Source organism: Bosea sp. (in: a-proteobacteria) (assembly GCA_023910605.1).
In the GTDB taxonomy this organism is placed as follows: domain Bacteria; phylum Pseudomonadota; class Alphaproteobacteria; order Rhizobiales; family Beijerinckiaceae; genus Allobosea.
This window is the reverse complement of the sequence record JAAVVV010000001.1, coordinates 2,778,768-2,801,577: the sequence shown is the minus strand read 5'-3', so window position 1 is coordinate 2,801,577 and position 22,810 is coordinate 2,778,768. Positions and strand designations below refer to the sequence as shown.

Sequence of the window (22,810 nt, the reverse complement as noted above, 5' to 3'; positions counted from 1 at the left end):
GCTCAGCGCGCCGGCTTGATGTTCATGGCCAGCGTGTCCTCGTCCACGCGCGCCTTGATCGTGACCTTGTCCTTCTGCATCGCCCAGGCGGAGCCCACGGCGACGATGGGAAGGCGCTGGCGGTCCTTTTCCAGCAGAGCGTTGGCGTCCTCGAGATATTTGCGGCGCTTGGCCTCATCCATCTCGATGGCGGCGTCCTGCAACAGCTTGTCCATGGCCGGGTTGTTGTAGCCCAGCACGTTGAATGCGCCCATGCGGCGATCCTTGTCGTTGGAGTGCGCGAGCGAAGACAAGGTGTAGTGCGCCTCGCCCGTGAGCGTGCCCCAGCCCGACATTGAGAAGGAGAACTCGCCGCGCGTGCGGGCCGGGAAGAAAACCGCCGCCGGCTGCGCATTGGCCTGCACGTCGATGCCGATCGCCGCCAGCATCTGCGCGATGCCGGTGCCGACCTGCCGGTCGCCCGGAAGGCGATCCTGCGTGAAGGAGAACTGCGTCCGGAAGCCGTTGGGGTAGCCGGCATCGGCCAGCAGTTTGCGGGCGGCGGCCGGATCGAACTTCCGGGGGCCAAGCGCCTTGTTGTAGCCGAAGATCGAGGGCGTCACCATCTGGCTGACTGGCGCGCCAAGACCTTCCATCGCGACTTCCGCGAGGGCCTTGCGGTCGATGGCGAGATCGATGGCCTCGCGCACGCGAACATCCTGGAAGGGGTTCCTGGCAAGCGCGGAGCCATCCTTGGCGGTGGTGTTCAACGCCTTCTCGCGCATGTCGAGCTCGACGTTGAAGACATAGACCGTGTCGATGGTCTCCACCTTCAGCTTGGCGTCCCGCTTGAGCGAGGCGACGTCCGTGGCCGGGACGCGCGTGATCAGGTCGAGCTGGCCGGCCTTTAGCTGCGCGACGCGGGCCGCGTCATTGGCGATCTCCTTGCGGACATGGCGCGCCCATGGCTCCCTGGGACCCCAGTAGCCATCGAAGCGGTCCAGCACCAGGTCGCCCTTGGGCTGCCAGGAGACGTAGCGATAGGGGCCGGTGCCGATGGCGGCCTTGCCGGAATTGAAGGCCTCGTTCGCGGTTTCCTTGGTGAGGCCGGCGGCTGCCTTGTGCGAGACGATGAACAGGCGGATGAAATCGTTCGGAAGGATCGGCGCGGGCCCGTCGGTGACGATGTGGACCGTGTGCGGGTCGACGATCTTCACCTCGCGGACGCGGCGCGTGTAGATCGTGGTCGGGTTCGGGCCCGAGACGGTAGGGATGCGCTCGATCGAGAACTTGACGTCTTCGGCGGTGAAATCCGAACCGTCATGGAATTTGACACCGCGGCGGAGCTTGAACTCCCAGGTGTTCTCGTTGATCGGCTTCCAGCTTTCCGCCAGGCGCGGCTCGATCTCGAGGCCGTCGCCGGACCAGGTGAGCGTGTCGAAGACATGCTTGAGCGCCTCGGCATGGGTGCCGCTGGCGGTGAAGTGCGGGTCGATCGAGTCAGGGCCGCCACGCACGCCGATGGTCAGCGTCTGGGCGACGGCAGGGCTCGCGACAGCGAGGGCGAGGGGGCCGGCCAGCGCCGTGGCGCAGACCAGGCCAAGAGCGAAGGATCGACGTGAAGACCAGACGGACAAGCGCATGTGAACCTCCCAAATCAGATCGCCCGACGCCATCGCGGCACAAGGCTGCAGCCGCATTCAATTCCGAAGATTGGCGACAGTCAATTCCTTGTGGAACTAATTTCCCGGGCTATACTACCGTATCGATCTCGAAAGGTTCGACATGGAACAGCTTCAAGCCCGCGTTACGCTGGCGGGCACGCCTGCTCCGCCTGATGGCGTGGGCGCCGAGTTGCTGGCGCGCCAGAGGCTCGACGCCTTCACCCATACGCGGCTGTGGCGCAATCCGTGCGGGTTCGCGGCGCGCTTCAACTATCTGGCGCTGCGCTACAACCAGCCGCTCTATGGCTGGGTGCTCGAGCGCTTCGGGCTGGCCCGTGTGGAGTTCGTTGTGATCTACTCGCTGGCCCTGCAGGACGGCGCCACCGCGAGCGAGATCGCCTCCTCGACCGCCTTCCCCAAGAATACGCTCAGCCGGGCGGTGAACAAGCTCATCAAGCTGGGCCTGATCGGCCGCCGCACGGATGATGGCGACCGCAGGCAGCAGTTCCTTTCCCTGACGCCCGCTGGCCGTACGATCTTCGATGAAGCCTTGCCCCGTTTCGTGGCGCTGGAGGAAGAGATGCTCTCCTCGCTCAGCCTCGTCGAACGCGAGACGCTCTCGGCCCTGATGGCCAAGGTCGTGCTGGCCATGTTCCATGCCGAGACGACGCCGACCGGCGCCGATGCCGGCGATTGAGGGAGGAAGTACGCGCATGCGCATCGCCGAAATGAACTGGATGCAGGTCGAGGCGCATGCCGCGCGCGATGACCGCGCCGTGCTGCCCGTGGGCTCCACCGAACAGCATGCCTATCTGAGCCTGTGCGTCGATGCGATCCTTGCCGAGCGCGTGGCGCTCGATGCCGTCGAGGGCCTCAATATCCCGGTGTTTCCGGTCATCAATTACGGGCTCACGCCCAGCTTCGTGGATTATCCCGGCACGGTGACGCTGAAGCTGTCGACACTGTGCGCGGTGCTGACCGATGTGCTCGACGGCATGGTGCGCTCGGGCTTCCGGCGCATTGCCATCGTCAACGGCCATGGCGGCAATTCGCCGGCCCATGGCGCCGTGCTGGAATGGCTGGACCGCAATCGCGGCGTGCAGGTCAAGTGGCATAACTGGTGGGCCGCGCCCAAGACGATGGCTTATGTCCAGTCCATCGATCCGGTCGCGTCGCACGCTTCCTGGATGGAAAACTTCCCGTGGACGCGGCTGGGCAACATCGCCATGCCGACGGACCAGAAGCCGATGCTGGAGGTGTCGCGCTTCCTCCAGCTCGATCCGGGCGCCAAGAAGGCGATGCTCGGCGACGGCAATTATGGCGGCTTCTACCAGCGCTCCGACGAGGAGATGCTTGCGATCTGGAAGACCGCGATCGCCGAGACGCGCGACGTGATCGCGGACGGCTGGGCATGAGCGCAGGGGCGGGCGCGCCATGCTAGGCTTCGCGATCCAGCGCGTGTTGCAGGCGTGCGTGGTCATGCTGGTGATATCGGCGCTCGTGTTCACGGGCGTCTACGCGGTGGGCAATCCGATCGACGTGCTGATCTCGCCCGATGCGACGCAACTGATCCGCGAGCAGACGATCCGTGCGTACGGGCTCGACCAGCCCTTGTGGAAGCAATACGCCGATTTCCTCGGCCGCCTGCTCAGAGGGGATTTCGGCCGATCCTTCGTCTACAACATGCCGGTCCTGGACCTGATCTTCTCGCGGCTGCCGGCCACGCTGGAACTCACGCTCGCCGCCGTGCTGGGCGCGACGATCACCGGCGTGCCGCTGGGCATGTATGCCGGCTACAAGCCCGACAGCTCGCTCTCCAGGATCATCATGGCGCTGTCCATCTTCGGCTTCTCCGTGCCGACCTTCTGGATCGGCCTCGTGCTCATCTTCACCTTCGCGGTGAGCCTGGGCTGGCTGCCGGCAGGCAATCGCGGCGACACGGCCACGCTGTTCGGCGTGGAATGGAGCTTCCTGACCTGGAACGGGCTGACCCATCTGTTCTTGCCAGCGCTCAATCTCTCGCTGTTCAAGTTCGCCATGATGGTGAGGCTGGCGCGAGCGGGCACGCGGGAGATCATGCTGACCGATACGGTGAAGTTCGCGCGCGCCGCGGGGATCAGCGAATGGACGATCCTGCATCGGCATGTGCTGCGCCTGATCGCCATCCCCATCGTCACGGTTTTCGGGCTTGAATTCGGATCGACGCTGGCCTTCGCGGTGGTGACCGAGACGATCTTCTCGTGGCCCGGGGTCGGCAAGCTGATCATCGACTCCATCTCCACGCTCGATCGTCCGGTGATGGTCGCCTACCTGATGCTGGTCGCCTTCTTCTTCATCATGATCAACCTGAGCGTGGATCTCGCTTATGCCGCACTCGATCCGCGCCTGCGGACCCGGAGGGCCGCATGAGCGAAGCCGCGACGCCCCTGGCCCGTTTCTGGGATGATTTCCGGCGCAACCGCATCGCTGTCGCCGCGCTGTGCGTGGTTGCGCTGATCGGGGCGGTGGCGATCGCTGCGCCGATCATCTCGCCGCAGAACCCCTACGACCTCGCCAATCTCGTGCTGATGGATGCGCGACGCCCGCCCGGCTTCGTCGGCTCCAAGGGCTTCACCCACTGGCTCGGCACCGATGCGCAGGGGCGGGATCTGCTCTCCGCCATCCTCTACGGGCTACGCATCTCGATCCAGATCGGCCTGATCGCAGGCGCCATCGCCTTCGCTCTGGGGGCTACGCTCGGCGCCTTCGCCGCCTTCTTCGGCGGGCGCAGCGAGGCTCTCATCATGCGTATCGTGGATCTGCAGCTTTCCTTCCCCGCAATCCTGCTCGCGCTCGTGCTTGCGGCGCTGCTGGGGCAGGGCAAGTGGCCGCTCATCACGGCGCTGGTGACGGCGCAATATGCCTATTTCGCCCGGACAGCCCATGGCGCGGCCTCCACCGAGCGCTCCAAGGATTATGTGGACGCGGCTCTTTCGACCCCGCTCAAGGCGAGCCGGGTCGTGTTCCGCCATATCCTGCCCAACTGCCTGCCGCCGCTCATCGTCGTGGCGACGGTGCAGGTGGCCAATTCCATCGCGCTTGAGGCCACCTTGTCCTTCCTCGGTCTGGGGCTGCCGGTGACCGAACCGTCGCTGGGCATGCTCATCGCCAATGGCTTCCAGTACATGCTGTCGGGCCGCTACTGGATCTCGATCTATCCCGGCGTGGCGCTCATCGTGCTCATCGTGGCGATCAACCTCGTCGGCGACCAGGTGCGCGACCAGCTCAACCCGAGGCTGAGGCGATGAGCGCGCTGCTCGAGGTTCAGGGGCTCACTACCCATTTCGCGACGCGGGGCGGCGTGCTCAGGGCGGTGGAGGATGTGTCCTTCAGCGTGGGCGAGGGCGAAATCGTTGGCCTCGTGGGCGAGTCAGGTTCTGGCAAGAGCGTCACGGGCTTTTCCATTCTCGGCCTCATCGATCCGCCGGGCCAGATTGTCTCCGGCTCCGTGAAGCTCAACGGGCGCGAATTGGTCGGCCTTGGCCATGGCGCGCTGCGCCCGATTCGCGGGCGCGAGATCGCCATGGTCTTCCAGGACCCCTCCGCCACGCTCAATCCGGTGCTCACCATAGGGGACCAGATGCGGCTCGCGATCGCGGCGCATGAAAGCCTGAGCGCAGCGGCGGCAACCGCCCGCTGCGTGGATGCGCTCAACGTCGTGGGCATTCCCGATGCCGCGCGCCGCATCGAGGCCTATCCGCACCAGTTCTCGGGCGGCATGCGCCAGCGCGTCGCCATCGCCATTGCACTGCTCAACCGGCCGAAGCTCATCATCTGCGACGAGCCGACGACGGCGCTGGATGTCTCCATCCAGGCCCAGATCCTGACCGAGATGAAGTCGCTCGCCGCAAGGCTCGGCACCGCGATGATCTGGATCAGCCATGACCTTGCCACCGTCTCGTCGGTCGCCTCGCGCATTCTCGTCATGTATGCGGGCCGCCTGATCGAAGCGGGCCCGATCGCCGGGGTGCTGCGCGCGCCGCGCCACCCCTACACGCAGGGCCTGCTCAACTCGCTGCCGGGCATCGCCGTGCCGGGCCAGGACCTCGTGCAGATACCGGGCTCGATGCCATCGCTGATCGCCTTGCCGGAGGGCTGCGCCTTCCGGCCCCGCTGCACCTTCGCCCAGGGCGACTGCGCCGTGATGCCGCCGCTTGCGCAGGAGGGCGCGCGCAGCCACCGCTGCCGCCACCCGCTTGCCGCCGTGCTCGAGTCCGCGCCATGAGCCAGTTGCAACCGCTGGTCCGGGTCGCTGCGGTGTCCAAGCGCTTCACGCCGCGCATCAGCCTTGGCGACCGACTTGCAGGCCTGCTGGGTAGCCCGGTCGAGACGCGCACCGTCCATGCGGTGGATGCCGTGTCGTTCGATATCCGGAGGGGCGAGGTGCTCGGCCTTGTGGGCGAGTCGGGCTGCGGCAAGTCCACGCTCGGACGCGTCATCGCAGGCATTCATCCGCCCAGCCAGGGCAGGGCGCTGATCGACGGCCTCGCCGTGATGGGCGCCGGGCGCAAGCCGCTGAAGACCACGACGCGCATCCAGATGGTGTTCCAGGACCCTTTCGCCTCACTCGATCCGCGCGTGCGCATCGGCGAGACGATCGCGGAGGGGCCGATCGCGCATGGCATCATCGCCAAGGCCGAGGCGGCCGCTTATGTGGCGCGGTGGCTGAAGGCGGTGGGCCTGCCGACAGAAGCGGCGACACGCTTTCCGCATCAGTTCTCCGGCGGGCAGCGCCAGCGCGTCGCGATCGCGCGGGCGCTGGCGATGAAGCCGGATGTGCTGGTCTGCGACGAGCCCGTGGCGTCGCTCGATGTGTCGATCCAGGCGCAGATCATAAACCTGTTCCTCAAGCTCAGGCGCGAGCTTGACGTGACGATGCTGTTCATCAGCCACGATCTCGGCGTGGTGCGGCACATCACCGACCGCGTGGCGATCATGTATCTGGGGCGGATCGTTGAAATCGGGCGGACGGCCGACATCTTCGCTCATCCGCGCCACCCCTACACCCGCGCCCTTCTCGATTCTGTGCCGAAGCTGGTCACGGGCCAGGATGAAATGGTCACGTTCCGGCCGATCCAGGGCGAGCTGCCGTCGCCGCTTTCGCCGCCGCCGGGATGCCATTTCCACCTGCGCTGCCCCTTCGCGCAGGCGCGCTGCCGCGTCGATCCGCCCGAGCTCGATGCCGCCCCACAGGCTGCGGCCTGCCATTACCCGCTTTCACCGGAGGATGCCGCATGAGCGCGCCGGAGCCGTGGCAATGGCCCGAGGAGGAATGGCGCCGCAGGGTGGCGCAGGTCCGCGCGGGCCGATCGCTCAAACCCGCAAGCTGGCCCGGAGGCGCGCGCTGTGCCGTGGCGCTCTCCTTCGACAGCGACCATGACACCAACGAGCTGCGCGATGGCGGCGTTTCGATCGGGCGCCTGAGCTGGGGCCAGTACGGCACGCGGGTCGGTGTGCCGCGCATCCTGGAAATCCTGCGCCGCGAAGCGATCCCGGCTTCCTTCTTCGTTCCCGCCGTGGCGGCCAAACTCTACCCCGACGAGCAGCGCCGCGTCATGGCGGAAGGCCACGAGATCGGACTGCATGGCTGGATTCACGAGGTGAATTCCAGCCTCGCTCCCGAGATCGAGCGCGACCTGCATCTGCGCTCCGCCGACGCGCTGGAGGCCATCACCGGGGTGCGGCCTGTCGGCATGCGCACGCCCTCGTGGGATTTCTCGCCCGCCACGCTGAGCATCCAGCGCGAGCTCGGGTTGCTCTATGATTCCTCGCTGATGGCCGACGACGATCCATACGAGCTGGTCGAGGCGGGCGAGCCCACCGGCATCGTCGAGCTTCCGGTGGAATGGATCCGGGATGATGCGCCCTATTTCAACATGAACCGTTTCCAGGCGCTGAGGCCCTATACCCCGCCGCCCGCAGTGCTGGACATCTTCATCCGGGAGTTCGACCGAGCTTATGCCGACGGCGGGCTGTTCCTGCTGACCATGCATCCGCATGTCATCACCTATCGCTCCCGCATCTTCATCCTCGAAGAGCTGATCCGGCACATCAAGGGCAAGGGTGTGGGGGCTGGCGGCGTATGGTTCGCCACCCATGCCGACATCGCGCGCCATTGCGCCGCCGAGGCAGGGATGAAGGTGGCCTGAGGCGATCTGGACGATCCGATTGGTGCCGGCGGAGAGGATTGAACTCCCGACCTTCGGTTTACAAAACCGCTGCACTACCGCTGTGCTACGCCGGCATCCGGGCCGTTGAATAGCCGCGCCGGAGCGCTTGCGCAAGCGTTGCAGCCTTGCAATTCCGTCCAAACAGAAAAGCCCCGCCATGGCTGGCGGGGCTTCGCGCTTCCCAGGCCTCAGGCCTCAAGAGGCCTTACTGCACGGTGTCGAGGTCGCGGTCCTTGGTTTCCTTCACGAACAGCACGCCGATCACGAAGGTCATCAGGGCGAAGCCGACCGGATACCAGAGGCCCGAATAGATGTCCCCTGTGGAGGCAACGATGGCGAAGGAGGTCGCCGGCAGCAAGCCGCCGAACCAGCCATTGCCGATGTGATAGGGCAGCGACATGGCGGTGTAGCGGATGCGGGTCGGGAAGAACTCGACCAGAGCGGCGGCGATCGGGCCATAGACCATGGTGACATAGATCACCATCAGGGTTAGCAGCGCGATGATCCAGAGCGCCTGTCCGTTGCCGAGGGCGGAGAAGAAGCCATCGACCTTGACCTTGGCGGGGTCGTTCGCGGCTGGGTATCCGGCTGCGACGGCCTCGGCCGTCAGCGCCGGCGTGAACGCCGCGGCCGTCGTGAAGGGCACTTCCTTGTTGTTGACCGTGACCTTCATGGCCGAGCCTGCGGGGGCCTCCACGAGGCTGTAGCGGAAGGCCTGCTGGGACAAAGCGCGGCGCGCCACGTCGCAGGGCTCGGTGAACTGGCGGATGCCGACCGGATCGAACAGCGAACCGCACGTGGCGGGGTCAGCCGCGACCTGGATGATCACGCTCGACAGCGCCTTGTCATAGTTCGGGTTGGCCGCTTTGGTGAGTGCCCCGAAGATGGGGAAGTAGGTGATGGCGGCGATCAGGCAGCCGGCGAGGATCACCGGCTTGCGGCCGATGCGATCCGAGAGCGAGCCGAACACGATGAACCCGCCGGTGCCAAGGATGAGCGACCAGGCGATCAGCACGTTGGCGGTCAGAAGGTCGATCTTGAGGATCGCCTGCAGGAAGAACAGGGCGTAGAACTGGCCCGTGTACCACACGACCGCCTGGCCCACGACGAGGCCGAACAAGGCGATGATGACGATCTTGGCGTTCTTCCACTGGCCGAAGGCTTCGGAGAGCGGCGCCTTGGAGTGGGTGCCTTCTTCCTTCATCTTCTTGAAGGAGGGCGATTCCTGCATCTGCAGGCGAATCCAGACCGAAATCCCGAGCAGGATGATCGAGCCAAGGAAGGGGATGCGCCAGCCGCCCTTGAGGCCGAGGAACAGGGGCAGGTCGGTCTGGAAGTTCGCTTCGCCCATCTGCAGGCGCAGGCCCACGATGACGAAGAGCGAGAGCAGCAGGCCCAGCGTGGCCGTGGTCTGGATCCACGAGGTGTAGAAGCCGCGGCGGCCGACCGGCGCGTGCTCGGCGACATAAACAGCAGCCCCGCCATATTCGCCGCCGAGCGCAAGGCCCTGCAGCATGCGCAGGGCGATCAGCGCCACCGGCGCAATCCAGCCGATCTGGGCATAGGACGGCAGCAGCCCGACCAGGAAGGTCGATGCGCCCATGATCAGGATGGTGACGAGGAAGGTGTATTTGCGACCGACGAGATCGCCCAGGCGGCCGAAGACCAGCGCGCCGAAAGGGCGGACCAGAAAGCCCGCCGCGAAGGCCAGAAGCGCGAAGATGTTGCGGGTGTTGACGTCGAACGCCGAAAAGAACTGCGCGCCGATGATCGCCGCCAGCGAGCCGTAAAGATAGAAATCGTACCACTCGAAGATGGTCCCGAGCGATGAGGCCAGAATGACCTTCTTCTCGCCTGCCGACATCGGACGCACCGCGTGCGCCGACCCTGTTGCCGCCATGGTCATGGTCAGCCTCCCTTGTTGTGTTTCCCGGCGGAGGGTGACAACCCCGAATGAAACGCGGGCGATCCGGATGCGGTTCGCGCGGGCGATGGCGGTTGTTCAGCCTCCGTTGAACAAATTGGTAACCAACACCTGGCCGGGAATAAATCTACCAAATCGTCGTGTGACTTAAGGCATACAACTAATGGACTAGGTAATTTTACAGGGCGTCATGGGGTGGCTGGCCAAGCCGTCAGGATTTCGTTAACCTGTGCACGGATGCGCGGGCACCACCCCAATCAAGGAGAGCGCGATGCCGCTCCAGTTGCGTTTACCATTCGCCGCCCTTGTCGTGATCGCCGGGTGCGTCATGGCTCCGTTCACCGCAGCCTCGGCAGGGCAGGGCGCGCGCCAGACCCAGGCGCTTGCGCCGGCGATGCCTTCAGTCCATGGCGCGGCGAGGGCGCACCACACCCGCCATGTCGCGCGCCATGGAGACGTGGCCCTGCATCACCACGGGCAGCGCCTTCAAGGTGAGCCGCGCCTGTCACACCACAGCAGGAGCCATGTCCGCGCCTTGACGTATCCAGGCAGCGTCGGTGGATTGCCCTGGGTTCAACCTTATGGGCTGAGCCGCCAGTTTGTCGTGGTCGAAAAAATCTTGCGCGAGCCGGAGCATCCACGCCGTTTCCCAGACGTGACGGAACTGCCTGTCCTGATCGGCATCAGAGCCGCGCCGCAATCGGCGCCGGCGGTCATCATCGTCCGCTGATCGCGGCTCACAGCGCCGTGGGGTGCTGTGTCATGGCTCAGGGCATCTTCAGGCGCTGGGTCGCAGCATAGAGCGCAATGGCCGTGGCGTTCGAGACATTAAGGCTCCTGATCGTGCCGGGCATATCGAGGCGCGCCACGGCATCGCACAGGCCCAGCGTTCGCTGGCGCAGGCCCTTGCCCTCCGCGCCCATCACAAGCGCGAGCGGCCGGGCGAGCTTGATGGCTTCATAAGGATGCTCGGCTTCCGAATCGAAGCCGATGCGCAGGAACCCGGCCTTGCCCAGTTCCAGCAGCGCGTCGCCGAGGTTTCGCACAGGGATGATCGGCACATGCTCCAGCGCGCCCGAGGCGCTCTTGGCCAGCACGCCGGTGGCGTCAGGCGAATGGCGCACGGTGACGATCACCGCATCGACGCCGAAGGCGGCGGCCGAGCGCAGCATGGCGCCGACATTGTGGGGGTCGGTGATCTGATCGAGCACGAGCACCAGGGCATCCCGCCCAAGCGAATCGAGGCCAGGTGGTTCCAGCGGATCGCATTCCAGATAGAGCCCCTGATGCACGGCATCGGGGGTTAGCAGCCGGTCGATCTCGCCGGGCCTGACAAGCTCGACCGGGCAGGGCGGCTCGCCGATCTCCTCGCGCACGCGGATCATCGCGTTTTCGGTGGCCATCAGGCGGCGGTGATGCCGGTCTGGGTTCCTGAGCGCCTCCGCCACCGGATGCCAGCCATAGAGAACCGTGACATCGAGCGGCATGGGCGGGCGCGGCCCGCGCGGGCCTTGGCCCCGGAATGGCTTGCCGCCACCTGGCGCGCCCCCGCCTGGCGCGCCGCGGCGCTGGCCTGGGCCATCGGGGCGTTTTCTGAAGGGTTTGCGCGGGCCAAAGGGCCGTCCGCCGTCGCTCATCGTCGCGCTCCGGGTTTCGTCGCCGCGTTATGGACCAGCCTCGTGCGCCGCGCCATCCCGGGGCGCGCACAAACCGCACCGCGCAGGCGCGGTTTCGGTTGACATCACGGCTGGCTGGCCCGTAGAAACGCGCCGCTCCCGGCCCCGGCCGGTTGGCGCCCGCCGAACCATCGGCAGGCGATCAAGTGGGGGAATGTCCCGAGCGGCAAAGGGGGCGGACTGTAAATCCGCTGGCTAAGCCTTCGCAGGTTCGAGTCCTGCTTCCCCCACCAAGCCGCTTGCCTGAAGCGGCCCGGCCAGCAGCATTGCCCGCCGTTCACGGCTCGGCTAATGTCAGGGCGGAAATCTTGCAACGCGCTTCATCAATCGGCGCGGGTGTAGCTCAATGGTAGAGCAGCAGCCTTCCAAGCTGAATACGAGGGTTCGATTCCCTTCACCCGCTCCAATGATTTCTCTGTATTCATCAATGTTTTTTGGTTGCATCGGCTGGGTCGCTATCTGTCCGTGATCGCCCTGGTCCCGCTGTGCTTCCAAGTGCAGCAGTCGAAATGGGAATCAAACCCATGGCAGATCGGGGCATAGGACCATGTTTATGGTCCGCCTCCAGTGCTTGATGCTGGTTGACGTGGCCACCAGGTTTTGTCCAGTTTTGCGTTCAATCTGAGGGTTGGATTGTGGGTTTTTGGCGCTCGACACAGGCATTCTGCTGGGGCTTGCCCGGCTGGATGCAAGGCGAGGCTATGTCCTTTTTCCCTGCCCGGTCGATCAGAGTTCAACTGACGTGCTCCGGGCCGTTGTGGATGCGAATGGCAAGGGGCTGACCGCGCCATTCGATAATCCGGTCCAGCGTCCGGGCTGCGCGCTGATCTGCGGCGCGGGCGTGGATGGGCTGGCTGCTGCCTGACCCGAGCCTGCTCCGTGCGGTCCCGGGCCGCTCAGCTGGCCGTCACGCCGCCATCGACCACGAGCACATGGCCGGTGACGAAGCTCGCTGCCGGCGAGAGCAGGAAGCGGATGACGCTCGCGACCTCGTGCGCCTCGCCGAATCGGCCAAGCGGAATCGAGGCGATCATGCGCGCATGGCGGTCCACGTCGGCGCGCGCGACCGCGGTCATCGGCGTGGCGATGGGGCCCGGCGCGACCGCGTTGACCCTGATGCCGTCGGGCGCGAGCTCCAGCGCCAACGCCTTGGCCAGACCATTGAGGCCGGCCTTCGAGGCGGCATAGGCCGCGGCGCGGGGGTGGCCGATCAGTCCGATCTGGCTGGACACCAGCACCAGCGAGCCGCTGCCTGGAGCGCGGGCGGCGGCGAGCATCGCCCCTGCGGCATCGCGTGCGAGGATGAAGCCGGCAGACAGGTTGAGGTCCAGGGTGCGGTCCCAGGCATCGCGGCTCGTCTCCAGGCCGGGCAGATGCTCGAAGATGCCGGCGCAGCCCGCGAATCCGTCGAGCCCGCCGAGGATATCGGCCGCTTCGGCGACGATGCCTTCCGGGCCTGCCCCAAGAAGATCTCGCACAAGCACATGACGGCTCGGCAGGAGCGCTTGCAGCGAGGCGGCTTCCGCTGCATCACGGGCCAGGGCGACGAGCCCTGCGCCGTCCGCGACGGCCTGTTCGACCAGTGCGCGACCGATGCCCGATGCGGCTCCGGTCACGAACAGGCGCAGGCCGGAGAGATCGGAGCGGGGCATCATGGCAGGATCCGGGAGCAGAGCATGGAGGACCGCAAGGATGGCACAGGGACCACGCGCGACATAGCCACGAAGTTGGCGGCGCTGAAAGCCAAGCGCGGCTACCTGCTGCCGCATCACGGCCTCATGGCTGTCACGTCCGAACGGCTTCTCGAGGCCTATGACGCCACCTACACGGCGCTCGCGCTCGATATGCGTGTGCTGAACGTGCATGACCGCGAGTTTGTCTGGCTTGCTGTCCTGATCGCGACGGATGAGGCGCTGGCGACCCATCATATTCCGAAGTTCCGCAATGCGGGCGGCTCGGACGCCGAGATCGCGGCCATCCTTCGCATCACGGCCTGGGCGGTCGGCGCCCGTGCCTATGCGTTCGTCGGCCGGCACTGGCTGGACCACCTGCCGGGCTTCGATCTCGACGCGGCCTATCGCGCGGCGGTGCCGAAGCTTGCCGGGGATTGCGACATGCGGCTCGCGGTGATGGCGCTGGCTGCCGTCCATGCCGCAAACGGCGATTTCGACCTGCTCGGCCGGGCGATCGTGCTGGCCTACGACGCGGGCGTCCCGGAACCGGAGCTGGCAGAGGCGCTGTCCCTGATGATGTTTCCGGGCAGCGTTCCTTACTTCGTCGAGGCCGCGCGGGTCTGGCTCGACCTGATCCGGGCCGGCAAGGTGTCCCCATCTCCTGACTTCGCCGCCTGGGCGCAGCTGGAAGGGCAGGGCGGCTATGACGAGGCCAGCGGCGTCGCCAGCCGCTGAGGCGGTCAGTAAGGACCCGGCACAAGGCCTTCGCGTGCGGCCTCCTCCCAGAAGGACACGGCCTCGATCAGGGTGTTGCCGCCGCATGGCAGCAGCAGATAGCTCAGGCCTTCGCAAATCTCGCCTGGCGTCGCGCCCGCGTCGATGGCGAGGCGCAGATGCAACGTCATGCCCGCCCGCTCGCGCCGCGCCGCATGGCACACGAGCGCGGTCAGATGAGTGAGCTTGGGCGCAAGATCGCCCCTGATGGCTTCGACGATCGCGAGATAGGAGTTCTCGAGCGCGGCAGGCAGCGTCCACGCGGCCCAGTTCTCGCCGGAGAAGCGCATCGTCGCATAGCTTTCGGTCGCCGCGGCGATGGCGACGGCCCGCACGATGTCGGCTTCCGTGAGCCCGGCCTTCACAGCGCGCTTCATGTGGATGAAGCCATGCACTTCCCGGGCGGCGGCGAGGAGGCCGGCCCAGACGGTCTCGCGCTCGGCCGGCGTGAGCACGCGCGGCGCAAGCGTGAGGGCCTCGTAGAAGGCATCATAGCGCTGGAGCAGCTCAGGCGCCGAATCCGCGAACATGCGGTGATAGGGCAGCAGATAGCCGCGCTTGGCCTCGACGGCGGCGAGGATGGCCGCGGCGTCCGCCGCCAGCGGGCGGGGCGTGATCGGAGGGTTTGCCATGGTCGGTCCCTTTCAGGGCTTGGGGGCGATCATGCCGGCTGCACGCTCGGCAATCATGATGGTGGGAGCGGCGGTGTTGCTCGAGGTGATGCTCGGCATGACGGAGGCGTCGACGATGCGAAGCCCATCGACCCCGCGCACGCGAAGGCTGCCATCGACGACGGCGCCCGGATCTTGGCCGGCGCCCATCCGGCAGGTGCCCACCGGGTGGTAGACGCTTTCGGCCGTCTGCGTGATGAAACGGTCGATCTCGGCATCGCTGCGCAGATGCGGGCCCGGCGCGAGTTCGGCGCCCCGGAAGGTGTCGAAGGGCGCCGTGGCGAAAATCTCCCGCAGGCGCTTCACGCCTTCACGCAGCACGATGCGATCAGGCATGGCCGACAAATAGTTGGGCTGGATGCGCGGCGCCTGTCGGGGATCAGGCGATGCAAGCGTGATCTCGCCCCGGCTCGACGGGCGCATCTGGAAGATGTTCGCGAAGAAGCCCGTACCGGGATCGGTGGTGCGGCTCATGCCCGCGAAGGGCAGGCGAATCGTCGCGCTCGACAGGCCGGGCATGAAGCTGGCCTGCAGGTCGGGCAGGTCGAGTTCTGGCCGGGACCGCAACAGGCCGCCGACCTCGATGGGGAAGCTGGCGGCGGGGCCGGCGCCGAACATCCAGGCCCGCAGGCCCGCCAGCGCCGCGCGATCGAAGCGCCGTAGCCGGTCGATCGTGTCCGGCGCGTCCGTGGCGTGCATCACCCGGATGAGCAGGTGATCCTGAAGGTTCCGCCCGACGCCGGGCAGGTCCGCCACGACCGCAACGCCGTGCTGGCGCAACTGCTCGGCCGGCCCGATGCCCGACAGCAGCAGCATCTGCGGCGAGTTGACAGTCCCGCCGGACAGGATCACCTCACGCCGCGCGCGCACCAGCCGCTCGCGGCCTTGATCCGCCAGCATCACGCCGACGGCCCGCCCGTTCTCGATCGCGACGCGCGTCACGAAAGCGCGGGTGGCGACCTCAAGGTTAGGCCGACCCAGGGCCGGGTCGAGGAAGGCCCGTGCCGTGCTGGCGCGGCGGCCTGCCGCGATGGTGAAGTCATAGGGGCCTGCGCCCTCGGGGGCAGGTCCGTTGAAGTCGTCGGTGCGCGGATGTCCAGCCGCTGAAGCGCCCTCGAGAAAGGCGTTGAACAACGGGTGGCCCAGCGGGCGGCGAGAGACACGGAGCGGACCGCCACGCCCGTGCCATTGCGGGTCGCCCTCAGGGTTGCTCTCGCTGCGCAGGAAGCTCGGCTGCACCGAGGCCCAGTCCCAGCCCTGCAGGCCGGCCTGCGCCCAGCCGTCGAAATCGGAAGGCAATCCGCGCATGTAGACCATGCCGTTGATCGCGGTGGAGCCGCCGAGGCCCTTGCCGCGCGGCCAGCGGATGCGCCTGGCGCCAAGCTGCGCTTGCGGCTCGGTGACGTAGGACCAGTTCGCGATCCTGCTGCGCAGCAGCACGCCTGTCATCAACGGCACCGAGAAGAGCGGCCCTCGCGCCTTGCCTCCCGCCTCAAGCAGCAGGACGGACACATGCGGGTCTTCGGAGAGCCGAGCGGCAAGCACGGCGCCTGCCGCGCCGGCCCCGACAACGATGAAATCCGCTTCGCGCATGAGGCTTGCCTGTCCAGAAACTTGCTATAGGTTCTGTATTACGAGTGATACAAGTTCAAAGTCACATCGGGCAATGTCTGGCCGATCCCGGCAAGGGTCACGGCCATCCTTGGGAGGGGAAGCGTCATGCTGTCACGTCGTAATCTGGTTGTTGCATCAGGGGCCGCGCTGCTCGCTCCGGCCTTTTCCCATCGCGTATTCGCCCAGACGGCCATTCCCGATTTGCAAACGATGCGCTCCACGGCGAAATCCTGGCTCTGGGCTGCGGAAGATTACGCCAGCGCAGGAGGCTTCTTCGAGAAGGCCAGGGTCAAGGTCGTCTCCAACGCCTCAAATCGCGGCACCAACATCGCTGCGCTCGCAGGCAGCGGCGTCGATGTCGTGCTTGGCGATCCTGGCGAGGCCATGCGCGGCAAGGGCTCGGGCATGGCGATCAAGACCTTCATCCAGACGGTCAACAAGTATGCCTCGAATGTCGTGATCAAGAAGTCCGTGCTGGAGCGGCTCGGCGTGAACGAGGCCTCGCCCGTCGAGCGCAAGATCGCGGCGATGAAGGGGCTGCGGCTCGGCACGACCGGTCCCGGCGCAGCGCCTGATTCCCTGTTCCGCTGGCTCGCCGTTTCGGGCGGCATGAACCCCAACACGGACATGCGCCTCGTCACCATCCAGGGTGGCGGGCCGGGCATGCTCGCCGGCCTGCAGCAGGACGTGATCGATGGCTTCTGCCTGTCCTCGCCCACCTCCGACCTCGCCGTGCAGTCCCGTGATTGCGCCTATCTGTTCAACATGGCGCTGAATCCGCCGCCCTACTTCCAGAACTATCTCTACATCTGCGCTTCGACCTCTGAGGCCACGCTGCGCAACGCCGACAAGCGCGAGGCGCTCGTGCGCTACAGCCACGGCATCTCGATGGCGCTGAAGTCGATCAACTCCGAGCGCGCCAAGCTCAAGGAATGGGCTGACAAGTGGTTCGAGGGCCTGCCGCCCGAGATCGCCCAGGTGTCCTTCGACATCAACTCGAAGATATTCTTCACCGATCCAACCCCGCAGTCGACTCTGTTCGCCAACAATGTCGACTTCATCAACACGGTGAACAAGACGATGAGCGCCGACCTCATCCCTGCCTCTCTCACATTCGAGACGCAGTTCGACACGTCTGTGGCGCGAGAGGGCGTGGCGCGCGGCTGAACGAAATTTCCGATGAGCATCGTCATCCGCGGAGCGGCCAAGCGGTACGTGAGCCGCGGACGCGAAGTCCGCGCGCTCGATCCCGTCGATCTGGACATCAAGGCCGGGGAATTCATCGCCTTCGTCGGCCCGTCCGGTTGCGGCAAGTCCACCTTGCTCAACATGGTTGCGGGCATCCTGCCGATGACAGGCGGCACCATCAGCCATGATGGCAAGCCTGTCAGCGGCATCAACCGCGCCGTCGGATACATGACTCAGGTCGACTCGGTGCTGCCCTGGCACACGGTGTTCGACAATGTCGAATTGCCGCTCAAGTTCCGGGGCGTTCCGGCTGCCGAGCGTCGCCGGCGCGTCATGGAGATGCTGGCGCAGGTCAACCTCACGGGCTTCGAGAACAGCTTTCCGATCGAGCTTTCGGGCGGCATGCGCAAGCGCGTCGCACTCGCGCAGGTGCTGGTGTATGATCCCTCGACCTTGCTGATGGATGAGCCGTTTGGCGCGCTTGATGCGCAGCTGAAGCTGATGATGCAGGCGCAGTTGCTCGCGATCTGGCAATCGACCGGCAAGACAGTCGTGTTCGTGACCCATGATCTTGCCGAGGCGGTCACGCTGGCCAGCCGAGTGGTCGTGTTCTCCGGCAGACCCGGCCGGATCAAGGCCATCGAGACAGTGCCGCTCGCCTATCCGCGCGACCCTTTCAAGGTGCGCTTCAATCCCCGGTTCGAGACGGCCTACGGAACGCTCTGGGCAGCGCTCGCGCCCGAGATCGCCAAGGGGGAGGCCATCTGATGGCGGGTCATGCAGACGAGGCCGCAGCGATCGGCGGGGGTAAATCGGCGGCAGTTGCGGCCTGGGATGCGCAGAACAGCGCGCGGCGCCGGTTGATCCTGGTCGGCCGCATCGTGGTGGGCGTCGTCTTCGTCTCCTTCTGGGAGTATGCGTCGGGGCGGCTCATCGACAAGCTGTTCGTGTCATCACCGTCCGCCGTGTCGTCCCGGCTGTGGAAGTGGCTGCTCGAGGGCAGCCTGTGGAACCATCTGTCGATCACGCTCTATGCGACGGCGCTCGGCTTCATCATCGGATCGCTGGTAGGCTTCGTCCTTGGCCTCCTGTTCGGGCGGTTCCAGACAGTGGCCGACATCTTCGACCCCTACATCACGGCGCTCTATTCGATCCCGAAGATCGCTCTTGCGCCCCTGTTCATCATCTGGTTCGGCATCGGCATCGAATCCAAGGTCGCGGTCTCCGCCTCGATCGTGTTCTTCGTGGTGTTCCTCAACACTTATGCCGGCGTGCGCGACGTGAACCCGATCTTCGTGCATGCGACGCGCATCATGGGCGGCAACGAACTGGATGTGCTGCGCCATGTCATGATTCCGTCGGCAGCTTCGTGGGTCATCACCGGGCTGAAGGTCTCGGTGCCTTATGCGCTGGTCGGCACCGTGATCGGCGAGTTCATGTCGTCCAACCGCGGCATCGGCTTCATCATTGCGCAGGCGACCGGGCTTTTCGACACAACCTCGGTCTTCGCGGGGCTTGTGCTCCTTGGCGTCGTGGGCGCGATCATCAATGTCGCGCTGCGTCATGCCGAGACGTGGCTGCTCCGATGGAAGGCTGCGAACTGAGGCGGCAGGTCGTCCATCGCCTCCCGCCGGCAGGGTTCGTCGTTCCAACGCGCCGCAATGGCTGGACAGATCGCTGCGGCAGCCTGGAGCGCATCCACATTCCGGCGTCACGATGTTTCCGCTCAGCGGAACAGGGCGTCGAGATGGGACAGCACGCTCGCCCTGACATTGCCGACATGCGTGCGCATCGCATCTTCCGCTGCGGGCACGTTGCCTGCCAGCACGGCGTCGATGATGGCCAGATGCTCCACCGCTCCGGGGCGCAGACGTTCGGGCACGAGGCGGGTGTCGAAGATGCGGGTCTTGAGCCGCAGGTCGCTGATCAGGCTGGCGAGAAGGCGCGACCCCGCCATCTCGGCGAGCAGGCCATGAAGCCGATCATCGGCTCCGACGTGGTCCTCCACCGCAGGCGGCGGGCCATCCCGAAAGGCGACGAAGCGTTCACGCAAGGCGGCGAGCCCGGCCGAGCCCCCGCGCGTGGCGGCCATGCCGGCCGCCTCGACCTCGAGCAGGCGGCGCATGTGCAGGATCTCGACGATCTCGTGGATGGAGATGCGGCGAACGGTCGGCGCGCCGCCCGCTTCGCGCGTGATCAGGCCCTCGCTCATCAGGCGGGTCATGGCCTCGCGCACCGGCGTACGCGATACGCCCAGCCGCTCGGCAAGGCGCTTCTCGTTCAGGCCTGAGCCGATGGGAAGCGTGCCGCTGAGGATCATGCCGCGCAGGCGCTCATAGGTTGACTGGCCCAGCAGCGAGGCCGGCGAGCGCGCTGTTGCCAGGGCGGGTTCATGGTCGGGCGTCGCGGCGGACATGGGCGCTTTCCTCACAGCTCCGGCAGCGTGCGCACGTCCAGCACGCCATCGAACCGCATCGCATAGACAGGATGGCTGCCTGCGAGGCCGATGCGGCGGCGGTGGTTGTAGACATAGAGCCAGGGCGGATCCTGCTGGAGCAGGCGATAGGTCTCGCAGCGCAGTGCCCGCCTCGCATTGGCATCGATGGTGCGGCGCGCCTGGTCGAGCAGGGCCTCGACGGCCGGATTCGCATAGCCCTCCCACCACGAGCCCTTCACGCGGGAATCGACCTTCTCATGCAGCACGCGGAAGGCGCTCATGGGGCTGGTTCCGCGATGTGTCGCGACCAAGAAAAAGCCCGACTGTCGCCAGCCGGGCCTGCTCGCCTTGATGGAAAACCGTGCTCAGTTCGGGTTGCGGGCGGGGTCGACCACAATGTCGCCGGCGACGGGTGCGAACTGATAGGCGCGGGCGGCTTCAGCTGCGTTGCGGCCTTCGATCACCACGTTGCGGCTTTCGATCACAGCGTTGCGACCTTCAAGGCTCTGCGCGACAGGACGGTCGCCGATGGTGGCGTAAAGGTCGATGGCGTTGTCGCTCTGGGCGAGGGCGGCGGTCGAGGCGCCGGCGACGAAAGCGGCGGCGAGAAGGGTCTTGATGCTGGTCATGATGATCTCCTGTGCTGGTTGTCGGGTCCGGTATGATCCGGGCTGCGCGGCTGCCGGTCTGGCTGCGTTGCTGCGATGACCCTTTCTACCCCGACGCCTCGCTGCTCACTGTGCGATGCCGCACAGGAGCCCACAGGCGGCGGCTAAAGGCTCAATCCTGCAGTTCCCGCTCGATCGCGTCGCGCAGCCATTGCGGCTTGCGGATCACCAGCGCCGCCGGCGTCCGCTCCAGGATTTCGCGTCGCAGCAGGTCGGCGATTTCCCGCGACACCGCTTCCCGCCGGCCGCCGATGCGCCCGGCGAGAATCTGCTGCGTCGGCGGCGGGCTGATGATGAGTTCGTCACCGCCGCCCTTGCGGGGCTTCGCCTCGCGCAGCAGTTCTGCGAAAAGGCGATAGCGGATGGTGAGCGACGAGTGCTCCACCAGCCGGCCATTGCCGAGGCGCACGCGTTCGGCCAGTATGTGCATCAGCCGCCGGGCGATGATGGGCGAATGGGTGGCCAGTTCCATGAAGGCGGGCCCGGCCATACGGGCAACGCTGGCGCGGTTGAGGACCGATATGCTGGCGGAACGCGGCGCCTCATCGATCGCCGACATCTCGCCGAAGACCTGGCCGGCGCCGAGATCGCCCAAAATCACCTCCCGCCCGCCCGCAGTGCGCACCACGGCACGGACCGCGCCCGTGACGATGAAGAAGACATCGGTCGAGACATCGTCGAAATCGACGACGAGCGAGCCGGGCTCATAGCTGGCCCAGCGCTCGCGGCCGGCATAGCGACGCAGGATGTCCGGCTCCGCATCCTTGAACAGCTGGATGTCATCGAGGTCCGGCGCGCTCGCGGTCATGGTGCGGTCCTTTGGTCCAGGCGGGTGGGATTATCGTGTTCTCACGCCGCGGGCGCTGGCGACATCCCGTTCCTCGCGCCGGTCAAGCCGATGGATCACTGCGACAGTTCCGCCAGCGCCGCCCGCATGGATGCGGAGACCGCCACGGCGAAGTTGTAGTGTTCGGTCGAGAACGACTGACGCAGCTGCGGCGCGGTGCTGCGAAACCCGACATAGACAGCCGTCACGCGGCCGGCCCGGTCGAACAGGGCGGCGCCTGAATCCCCGGCCTGGGCGCTGCAGTCGATCATCACCTCGTTGCCGCCTTCCGCCCGGCGCAGGGCCCGCACCTGGCAGCTCTCGCGCATGACGGAGCCCGTCTGGCCGAGCGTGCGCCCGCTCACCAGCGTCACGCTCTGGCCGGGGCTTGGCATGGCGCCCAGGTTATACGGCGCGACGCCCCGCAACGGCGCCGCCAGCCGCGCCACCGCCCAATCATGCGAGGCGTGCGCCTTGTAGGGGTCCGATGTGCCGGCCCGTACGCGCGTGACATCGATGGGGGCGGTCAGGCGCGCGCCGTCCACGATGATTTCGAAGCGGCAATTGCGCGAATCCGCCCTCAGGCCATTGCGCCCGAACAGGACATGCGCCGCAGTCACGATGGTGCCGCCCGAGCCGACAAGCTGCGCCGTGCCGGAGCCCGACCCGCAGGAGACATGGCCTGTGGCGCTATGAAGCCCGGAGCTTTCCACGCGCCGGTCCGGCTCCATCAGCACGGCCCGGGCGGGCGACGCTCCAAGGGATGCGGCAGCCGCCAGCAGGGCCATGCAGGCCGCTCCCGCCCGGCTCGGAGAGCAAGGGCGGGCAGGCCTGATCGTGAACGGCAACGGGTTCGTCATGATGGCATTGACTGTGCCTGCGGCATGGGCCTCTGTCCAGAACAAGCCAGCGCGGCGGCGGGCTGGTATAGGCGACGCATTGTGCGCCCTCGCACAGCGCCCGGCGCCCGCGATCGGGCAGGTGTGGATGCATGAACAGTGCATCGTCCCGGACCTCACCGCTGTCTTGCTGTCCCGTTCACCGTGCTGGGCGGGCAACGCCATTGCAGATCGCTGTCCGGCTTGGCGTCGTGGCTGCTGCGGCGGTGCTTGCGGCCGGGCTCGCCAGCGTGCCGGCGGGTTCGAACGAGAACGGGGCGTCCGCCTTCGACATCCTGCCAGATGCTCCGGCCCGGCTGCTGATCGAGGGGCGCTATGCTGAGGACATGCCGTTCCGCATCGTTCCGATCGAGGACTTCGTGGTCACGCCGCCGCGTCATGCCGGCAGCATGGATTTGGGTTCACCCAGCCATTGAGGCGTCACGGCGAACCATAATGACAGCGATGTGATCGTGCCTGTGGCGCAAGCGCTGCCGCGAGCAGGGCCCGGGGGTTGCCGCACTGCCTCGCAGACGCGATAACCTTTGGGCCCGGCGCCCGGTGCCCGGCGTGCGCGGGCCAAGCCCCCAGTTCCCTGCAAGGCCGATCCATTGCCCGACCGTCGCTTG

The 22,810-nt window shown here is 66.5% G+C and carries 25 protein-coding genes and 3 tRNA genes; 16 read left to right on the top strand and 12 right to left on the bottom strand.

The genetic code is table 11. The features are described 5' to 3' along the window. Positions 1 to 2: 2 nt before the first annotated feature. Positions 3 to 1,622 carry an ABC transporter substrate-binding protein gene (locus HEQ16_13505; protein ID MCO4055033.1) on the bottom strand — a complete coding sequence of 540 codons (1,620 nt, stop codon included), beginning with the start codon at positions 1,620 to 1,622 and terminating at the stop codon, positions 3 to 5. 142 nt (positions 1,623 to 1,764) lie between these two features. Between HEQ16_13505 and HEQ16_13500 the strand changes: the two genes are divergently transcribed. Genes HEQ16_13500 through HEQ16_13470 form a run of 7 tightly spaced genes read left to right on the top strand, consistent with a single transcriptional unit; the run spans position 1,765 to position 7,831 of the window. Next, positions 1,765 to 2,340 (top strand): MarR family transcriptional regulator, encoded by a 576-nt coding sequence (locus HEQ16_13500; GenBank protein ID MCO4055032.1) that lies wholly within the window; start codon positions 1,765 to 1,767, stop codon positions 2,338 to 2,340. Between the two features lie 16 nt (positions 2,341 to 2,356). Further along, entirely contained in the window at positions 2,357 to 3,058 is a 702-nt protein-coding gene (locus HEQ16_13495) for a creatininase family protein (protein MCO4055031.1), read from the top strand. A 19-nt stretch (positions 3,059 to 3,077) separates the two neighbouring features. After that, entirely contained in the window at positions 3,078 to 4,052 is a 975-nt protein-coding gene (locus HEQ16_13490; GenBank protein ID MCO4055030.1) for an ABC transporter permease, read from the top strand. After that, positions 4,049 to 4,930, top strand: a complete 882-nt coding sequence (locus tag HEQ16_13485; GenBank protein MCO4055029.1) for an ABC transporter permease — start codon at positions 4,049 to 4,051, stop codon at positions 4,928 to 4,930. Before HEQ16_13490 ends, HEQ16_13485 begins: the two co-directional genes overlap by 4 nt. Continuing rightward, positions 4,927 to 5,907: an ABC transporter ATP-binding protein gene (locus HEQ16_13480; protein MCO4055028.1), complete on the top strand. Its 981-nt coding sequence runs from the start codon at positions 4,927 to 4,929 to the stop codon at positions 5,905 to 5,907. The genes HEQ16_13485 and HEQ16_13480 overlap by 4 nt, the downstream gene beginning before the upstream one ends. Next, positions 5,904 to 6,920, top strand: a complete 1,017-nt coding sequence (locus HEQ16_13475; protein MCO4055027.1) for an ABC transporter ATP-binding protein — start codon at positions 5,904 to 5,906, stop codon at positions 6,918 to 6,920. The genes HEQ16_13480 and HEQ16_13475 overlap by 4 nt, the downstream gene beginning before the upstream one ends. Beyond that, positions 6,917 to 7,831 carry a polysaccharide deacetylase gene (locus HEQ16_13470; protein MCO4055026.1) on the top strand — a complete coding sequence of 305 codons (915 nt, stop codon included), beginning with the start codon at positions 6,917 to 6,919 and terminating at the stop codon, positions 7,829 to 7,831. Before HEQ16_13475 ends, HEQ16_13470 begins: the two co-directional genes overlap by 4 nt. Before the next feature lie 20 nt (positions 7,832 to 7,851). Here HEQ16_13470 and HEQ16_13465 read toward each other — a convergent pair. Together HEQ16_13465 and HEQ16_13460 are read right to left on the bottom strand one after the other, a co-directional pair. Continuing rightward, positions 7,852 to 7,926, bottom strand: a tRNA-Thr gene (locus HEQ16_13465). 131 nt (positions 7,927 to 8,057) lie between these two features. Next, positions 8,058 to 9,716, bottom strand: a complete 1,659-nt coding sequence (locus HEQ16_13460) for an MHS family MFS transporter (GenBank protein ID MCO4055025.1) — start codon at positions 9,714 to 9,716, stop codon at positions 8,058 to 8,060. A 595-nt stretch (positions 9,717 to 10,311) separates the two neighbouring features. On the opposite strand from HEQ16_13460, the gene HEQ16_13455 reads away from it, so the two are divergent. Further along, on the top strand, positions 10,312 to 10,506 hold the full coding sequence (locus tag HEQ16_13455; protein ID MCO4055024.1) for a hypothetical protein: 195 nt from the start codon (positions 10,312 to 10,314) through the stop codon (positions 10,504 to 10,506). Between the two features lie 37 nt (positions 10,507 to 10,543). Here the strand turns inward: HEQ16_13455 and HEQ16_13450 are convergent, their stop codons facing one another. Further along, positions 10,544 to 11,413: an RNA methyltransferase gene (locus HEQ16_13450; protein MCO4055023.1), complete on the bottom strand. Its 870-nt coding sequence runs from the start codon at positions 11,411 to 11,413 to the stop codon at positions 10,544 to 10,546. Between the two features lie 187 nt (positions 11,414 to 11,600). Here HEQ16_13450 and HEQ16_13445 point away from each other — a divergent pair. The 3 genes from HEQ16_13445 to HEQ16_13435 all read left to right on the top strand — a co-directional run bounded on the left by HEQ16_13445 (position 11,601) and on the right by HEQ16_13435 (position 12,317). Further along, positions 11,601 to 11,685, top strand: a tRNA-Tyr gene (locus HEQ16_13445). A gap of 99 nt (positions 11,686 to 11,784) precedes the next feature. Then, positions 11,785 to 11,858: transfer RNA gene (locus HEQ16_13440), tRNA-Gly, on the top strand. 237 nt (positions 11,859 to 12,095) lie between these two features. Continuing rightward, positions 12,096 to 12,317 carry a hypothetical protein gene (locus tag HEQ16_13435; protein MCO4055022.1) on the top strand — a complete coding sequence of 74 codons (222 nt, stop codon included), beginning with the start codon at positions 12,096 to 12,098 and terminating at the stop codon, positions 12,315 to 12,317. Between the two features lie 31 nt (positions 12,318 to 12,348). On the opposite strand, the gene HEQ16_13430 is transcribed toward HEQ16_13435, so the two are convergent. Continuing rightward, on the bottom strand, positions 12,349 to 13,107 hold the full coding sequence (locus HEQ16_13430; protein MCO4055021.1) for an SDR family oxidoreductase: 759 nt from the start codon (positions 13,105 to 13,107) through the stop codon (positions 12,349 to 12,351). Between the two features lie 21 nt (positions 13,108 to 13,128). On the opposite strand from HEQ16_13430, the gene HEQ16_13425 reads away from it, so the two are divergent. After that, on the top strand, positions 13,129 to 13,860 hold the full coding sequence (locus tag HEQ16_13425; GenBank protein ID MCO4055020.1) for a hypothetical protein: 732 nt from the start codon (positions 13,129 to 13,131) through the stop codon (positions 13,858 to 13,860). 5 nt (positions 13,861 to 13,865) lie between these two features. Here HEQ16_13425 and HEQ16_13420 read toward each other — a convergent pair whose 3' ends face one another. Both HEQ16_13420 and HEQ16_13415 read right to left on the bottom strand, forming a co-directional pair. Continuing rightward, positions 13,866 to 14,531: a hypothetical protein gene (locus HEQ16_13420; protein ID MCO4055019.1), complete on the bottom strand. Its 666-nt coding sequence runs from the start codon at positions 14,529 to 14,531 to the stop codon at positions 13,866 to 13,868. A 12-nt stretch (positions 14,532 to 14,543) separates the two neighbouring features. After that, positions 14,544 to 16,163: an NAD(P)-binding protein gene (locus HEQ16_13415; GenBank protein MCO4055018.1), complete on the bottom strand. Its 1,620-nt coding sequence runs from the start codon at positions 16,161 to 16,163 to the stop codon at positions 14,544 to 14,546. 126 nt (positions 16,164 to 16,289) lie between these two features. Here HEQ16_13415 and HEQ16_13410 point away from each other — a divergent pair, with 126 nt between their 5' ends. The 3 genes from HEQ16_13410 to HEQ16_13400 are packed head-to-tail and all read left to right on the top strand — an operon-like array spanning position 16,290 to position 18,976. Next, entirely contained in the window at positions 16,290 to 17,351 is a 1,062-nt protein-coding gene (locus HEQ16_13410) for an ABC transporter substrate-binding protein (GenBank protein ID MCO4055017.1), read from the top strand. A gap of 12 nt (positions 17,352 to 17,363) precedes the next feature. Continuing rightward, positions 17,364 to 18,140 carry an ABC transporter ATP-binding protein gene (locus tag HEQ16_13405; protein MCO4055016.1) on the top strand — a complete coding sequence of 259 codons (777 nt, stop codon included), beginning with the start codon at positions 17,364 to 17,366 and terminating at the stop codon, positions 18,138 to 18,140. Then, positions 18,140 to 18,976: an ABC transporter permease gene (locus HEQ16_13400; protein MCO4055015.1), complete on the top strand. Its 837-nt coding sequence runs from the start codon at positions 18,140 to 18,142 to the stop codon at positions 18,974 to 18,976. The genes HEQ16_13405 and HEQ16_13400 overlap by 1 nt, the downstream gene beginning before the upstream one ends. Before the next feature lie 122 nt (positions 18,977 to 19,098). Here the strand turns inward: HEQ16_13400 and HEQ16_13395 are convergent, their stop codons facing one another. The 5 genes from HEQ16_13395 to HEQ16_13375 all read right to left on the bottom strand — a co-directional run bounded on the left by HEQ16_13395 (position 19,099) and on the right by HEQ16_13375 (position 22,091). Next, positions 19,099 to 19,788, bottom strand: coding sequence for a GntR family transcriptional regulator (locus HEQ16_13395; protein MCO4055014.1), 690 nt, complete (start codon positions 19,786 to 19,788; stop codon positions 19,099 to 19,101). 11 nt (positions 19,789 to 19,799) lie between these two features. Beyond that, a complete protein-coding gene (locus tag HEQ16_13390; protein ID MCO4055013.1) occupies positions 19,800 to 20,090 on the bottom strand; it encodes a hypothetical protein in 291 nt (96 codons plus the stop codon). An 84-nt stretch (positions 20,091 to 20,174) separates the two neighbouring features. Next, positions 20,175 to 20,438 (bottom strand): hypothetical protein, encoded by a 264-nt coding sequence (locus tag HEQ16_13385; GenBank protein ID MCO4055012.1) that lies wholly within the window; start codon positions 20,436 to 20,438, stop codon positions 20,175 to 20,177. A gap of 151 nt (positions 20,439 to 20,589) precedes the next feature. Then, positions 20,590 to 21,285, bottom strand: coding sequence for a Crp/Fnr family transcriptional regulator (locus HEQ16_13380; GenBank protein ID MCO4055011.1), 696 nt, complete (start codon positions 21,283 to 21,285; stop codon positions 20,590 to 20,592). A gap of 95 nt (positions 21,286 to 21,380) precedes the next feature. Beyond that, positions 21,381 to 22,091: a trypsin-like peptidase domain-containing protein gene (locus HEQ16_13375; protein ID MCO4055010.1), complete on the bottom strand. Its 711-nt coding sequence runs from the start codon at positions 22,089 to 22,091 to the stop codon at positions 21,381 to 21,383. 275 nt (positions 22,092 to 22,366) lie between these two features. Here HEQ16_13375 and HEQ16_13370 point away from each other — a divergent pair, with 275 nt between their 5' ends. Further along, positions 22,367 to 22,618, top strand: coding sequence for a hypothetical protein (locus HEQ16_13370; protein ID MCO4055009.1), 252 nt, complete (start codon positions 22,367 to 22,369; stop codon positions 22,616 to 22,618). The last annotated feature ends 192 nt before the right edge of the window (positions 22,619 to 22,810 follow it).

Coding starts and splice junctions, on each gene's coding strand:
- HEQ16_13505 (MCO4055033.1), bottom strand. CDS start 1,622: ATGCGCTTGTCCGTCTGGTCTTCACGTCGATCCTTCGCTCTTGGCCTG.
- HEQ16_13500 (MCO4055032.1), top strand. CDS start 1,765: ATGGAACAGCTTCAAGCCCGCGTTACGCTGGCGGGCACGCCTGCTCCG.
- HEQ16_13495 (MCO4055031.1), top strand. CDS start 2,357: ATGCGCATCGCCGAAATGAACTGGATGCAGGTCGAGGCGCATGCCGCG.
- HEQ16_13490 (MCO4055030.1), top strand. CDS start 3,078: ATGCTAGGCTTCGCGATCCAGCGCGTGTTGCAGGCGTGCGTGGTCATG.
- HEQ16_13485 (MCO4055029.1), top strand. CDS start 4,049: ATGAGCGAAGCCGCGACGCCCCTGGCCCGTTTCTGGGATGATTTCCGG.
- HEQ16_13480 (MCO4055028.1), top strand. CDS start 4,927: ATGAGCGCGCTGCTCGAGGTTCAGGGGCTCACTACCCATTTCGCGACG.
- HEQ16_13475 (MCO4055027.1), top strand. CDS start 5,904: ATGAGCCAGTTGCAACCGCTGGTCCGGGTCGCTGCGGTGTCCAAGCGC.
- HEQ16_13470 (MCO4055026.1), top strand. CDS start 6,917: ATGAGCGCGCCGGAGCCGTGGCAATGGCCCGAGGAGGAATGGCGCCGC.
- HEQ16_13460 (MCO4055025.1), bottom strand. CDS start 9,716: ATGTCGGCAGGCGAGAAGAAGGTCATTCTGGCCTCATCGCTCGGGACC.
- HEQ16_13450 (MCO4055023.1), bottom strand. CDS start 11,413: ATGAGCGACGGCGGACGGCCCTTTGGCCCGCGCAAACCCTTCAGAAAA.
- HEQ16_13430 (MCO4055021.1), bottom strand. CDS start 13,107: ATGATGCCCCGCTCCGATCTCTCCGGCCTGCGCCTGTTCGTGACCGGA.
- HEQ16_13425 (MCO4055020.1), top strand. CDS start 13,129: ATGGAGGACCGCAAGGATGGCACAGGGACCACGCGCGACATAGCCACG.
- HEQ16_13420 (MCO4055019.1), bottom strand. CDS start 14,531: ATGGCAAACCCTCCGATCACGCCCCGCCCGCTGGCGGCGGACGCCGCG.
- HEQ16_13415 (MCO4055018.1), bottom strand. CDS start 16,163: ATGCGCGAAGCGGATTTCATCGTTGTCGGGGCCGGCGCGGCAGGCGCC.
- HEQ16_13410 (MCO4055017.1), top strand. CDS start 16,290: ATGCTGTCACGTCGTAATCTGGTTGTTGCATCAGGGGCCGCGCTGCTC.
- HEQ16_13405 (MCO4055016.1), top strand. CDS start 17,364: ATGAGCATCGTCATCCGCGGAGCGGCCAAGCGGTACGTGAGCCGCGGA.
- HEQ16_13400 (MCO4055015.1), top strand. CDS start 18,140: ATGGCGGGTCATGCAGACGAGGCCGCAGCGATCGGCGGGGGTAAATCG.
- HEQ16_13395 (MCO4055014.1), bottom strand. CDS start 19,788: ATGTCCGCCGCGACGCCCGACCATGAACCCGCCCTGGCAACAGCGCGC.
- HEQ16_13390 (MCO4055013.1), bottom strand. CDS start 20,090: ATGAGCGCCTTCCGCGTGCTGCATGAGAAGGTCGATTCCCGCGTGAAG.
- HEQ16_13385 (MCO4055012.1), bottom strand. CDS start 20,438: ATGACCAGCATCAAGACCCTTCTCGCCGCCGCTTTCGTCGCCGGCGCC.
- HEQ16_13380 (MCO4055011.1), bottom strand. CDS start 21,285: ATGACCGCGAGCGCGCCGGACCTCGATGACATCCAGCTGTTCAAGGAT.
- HEQ16_13375 (MCO4055010.1), bottom strand. CDS start 22,091: ATGGCCCTGCTGGCGGCTGCCGCATCCCTTGGAGCGTCGCCCGCCCGG.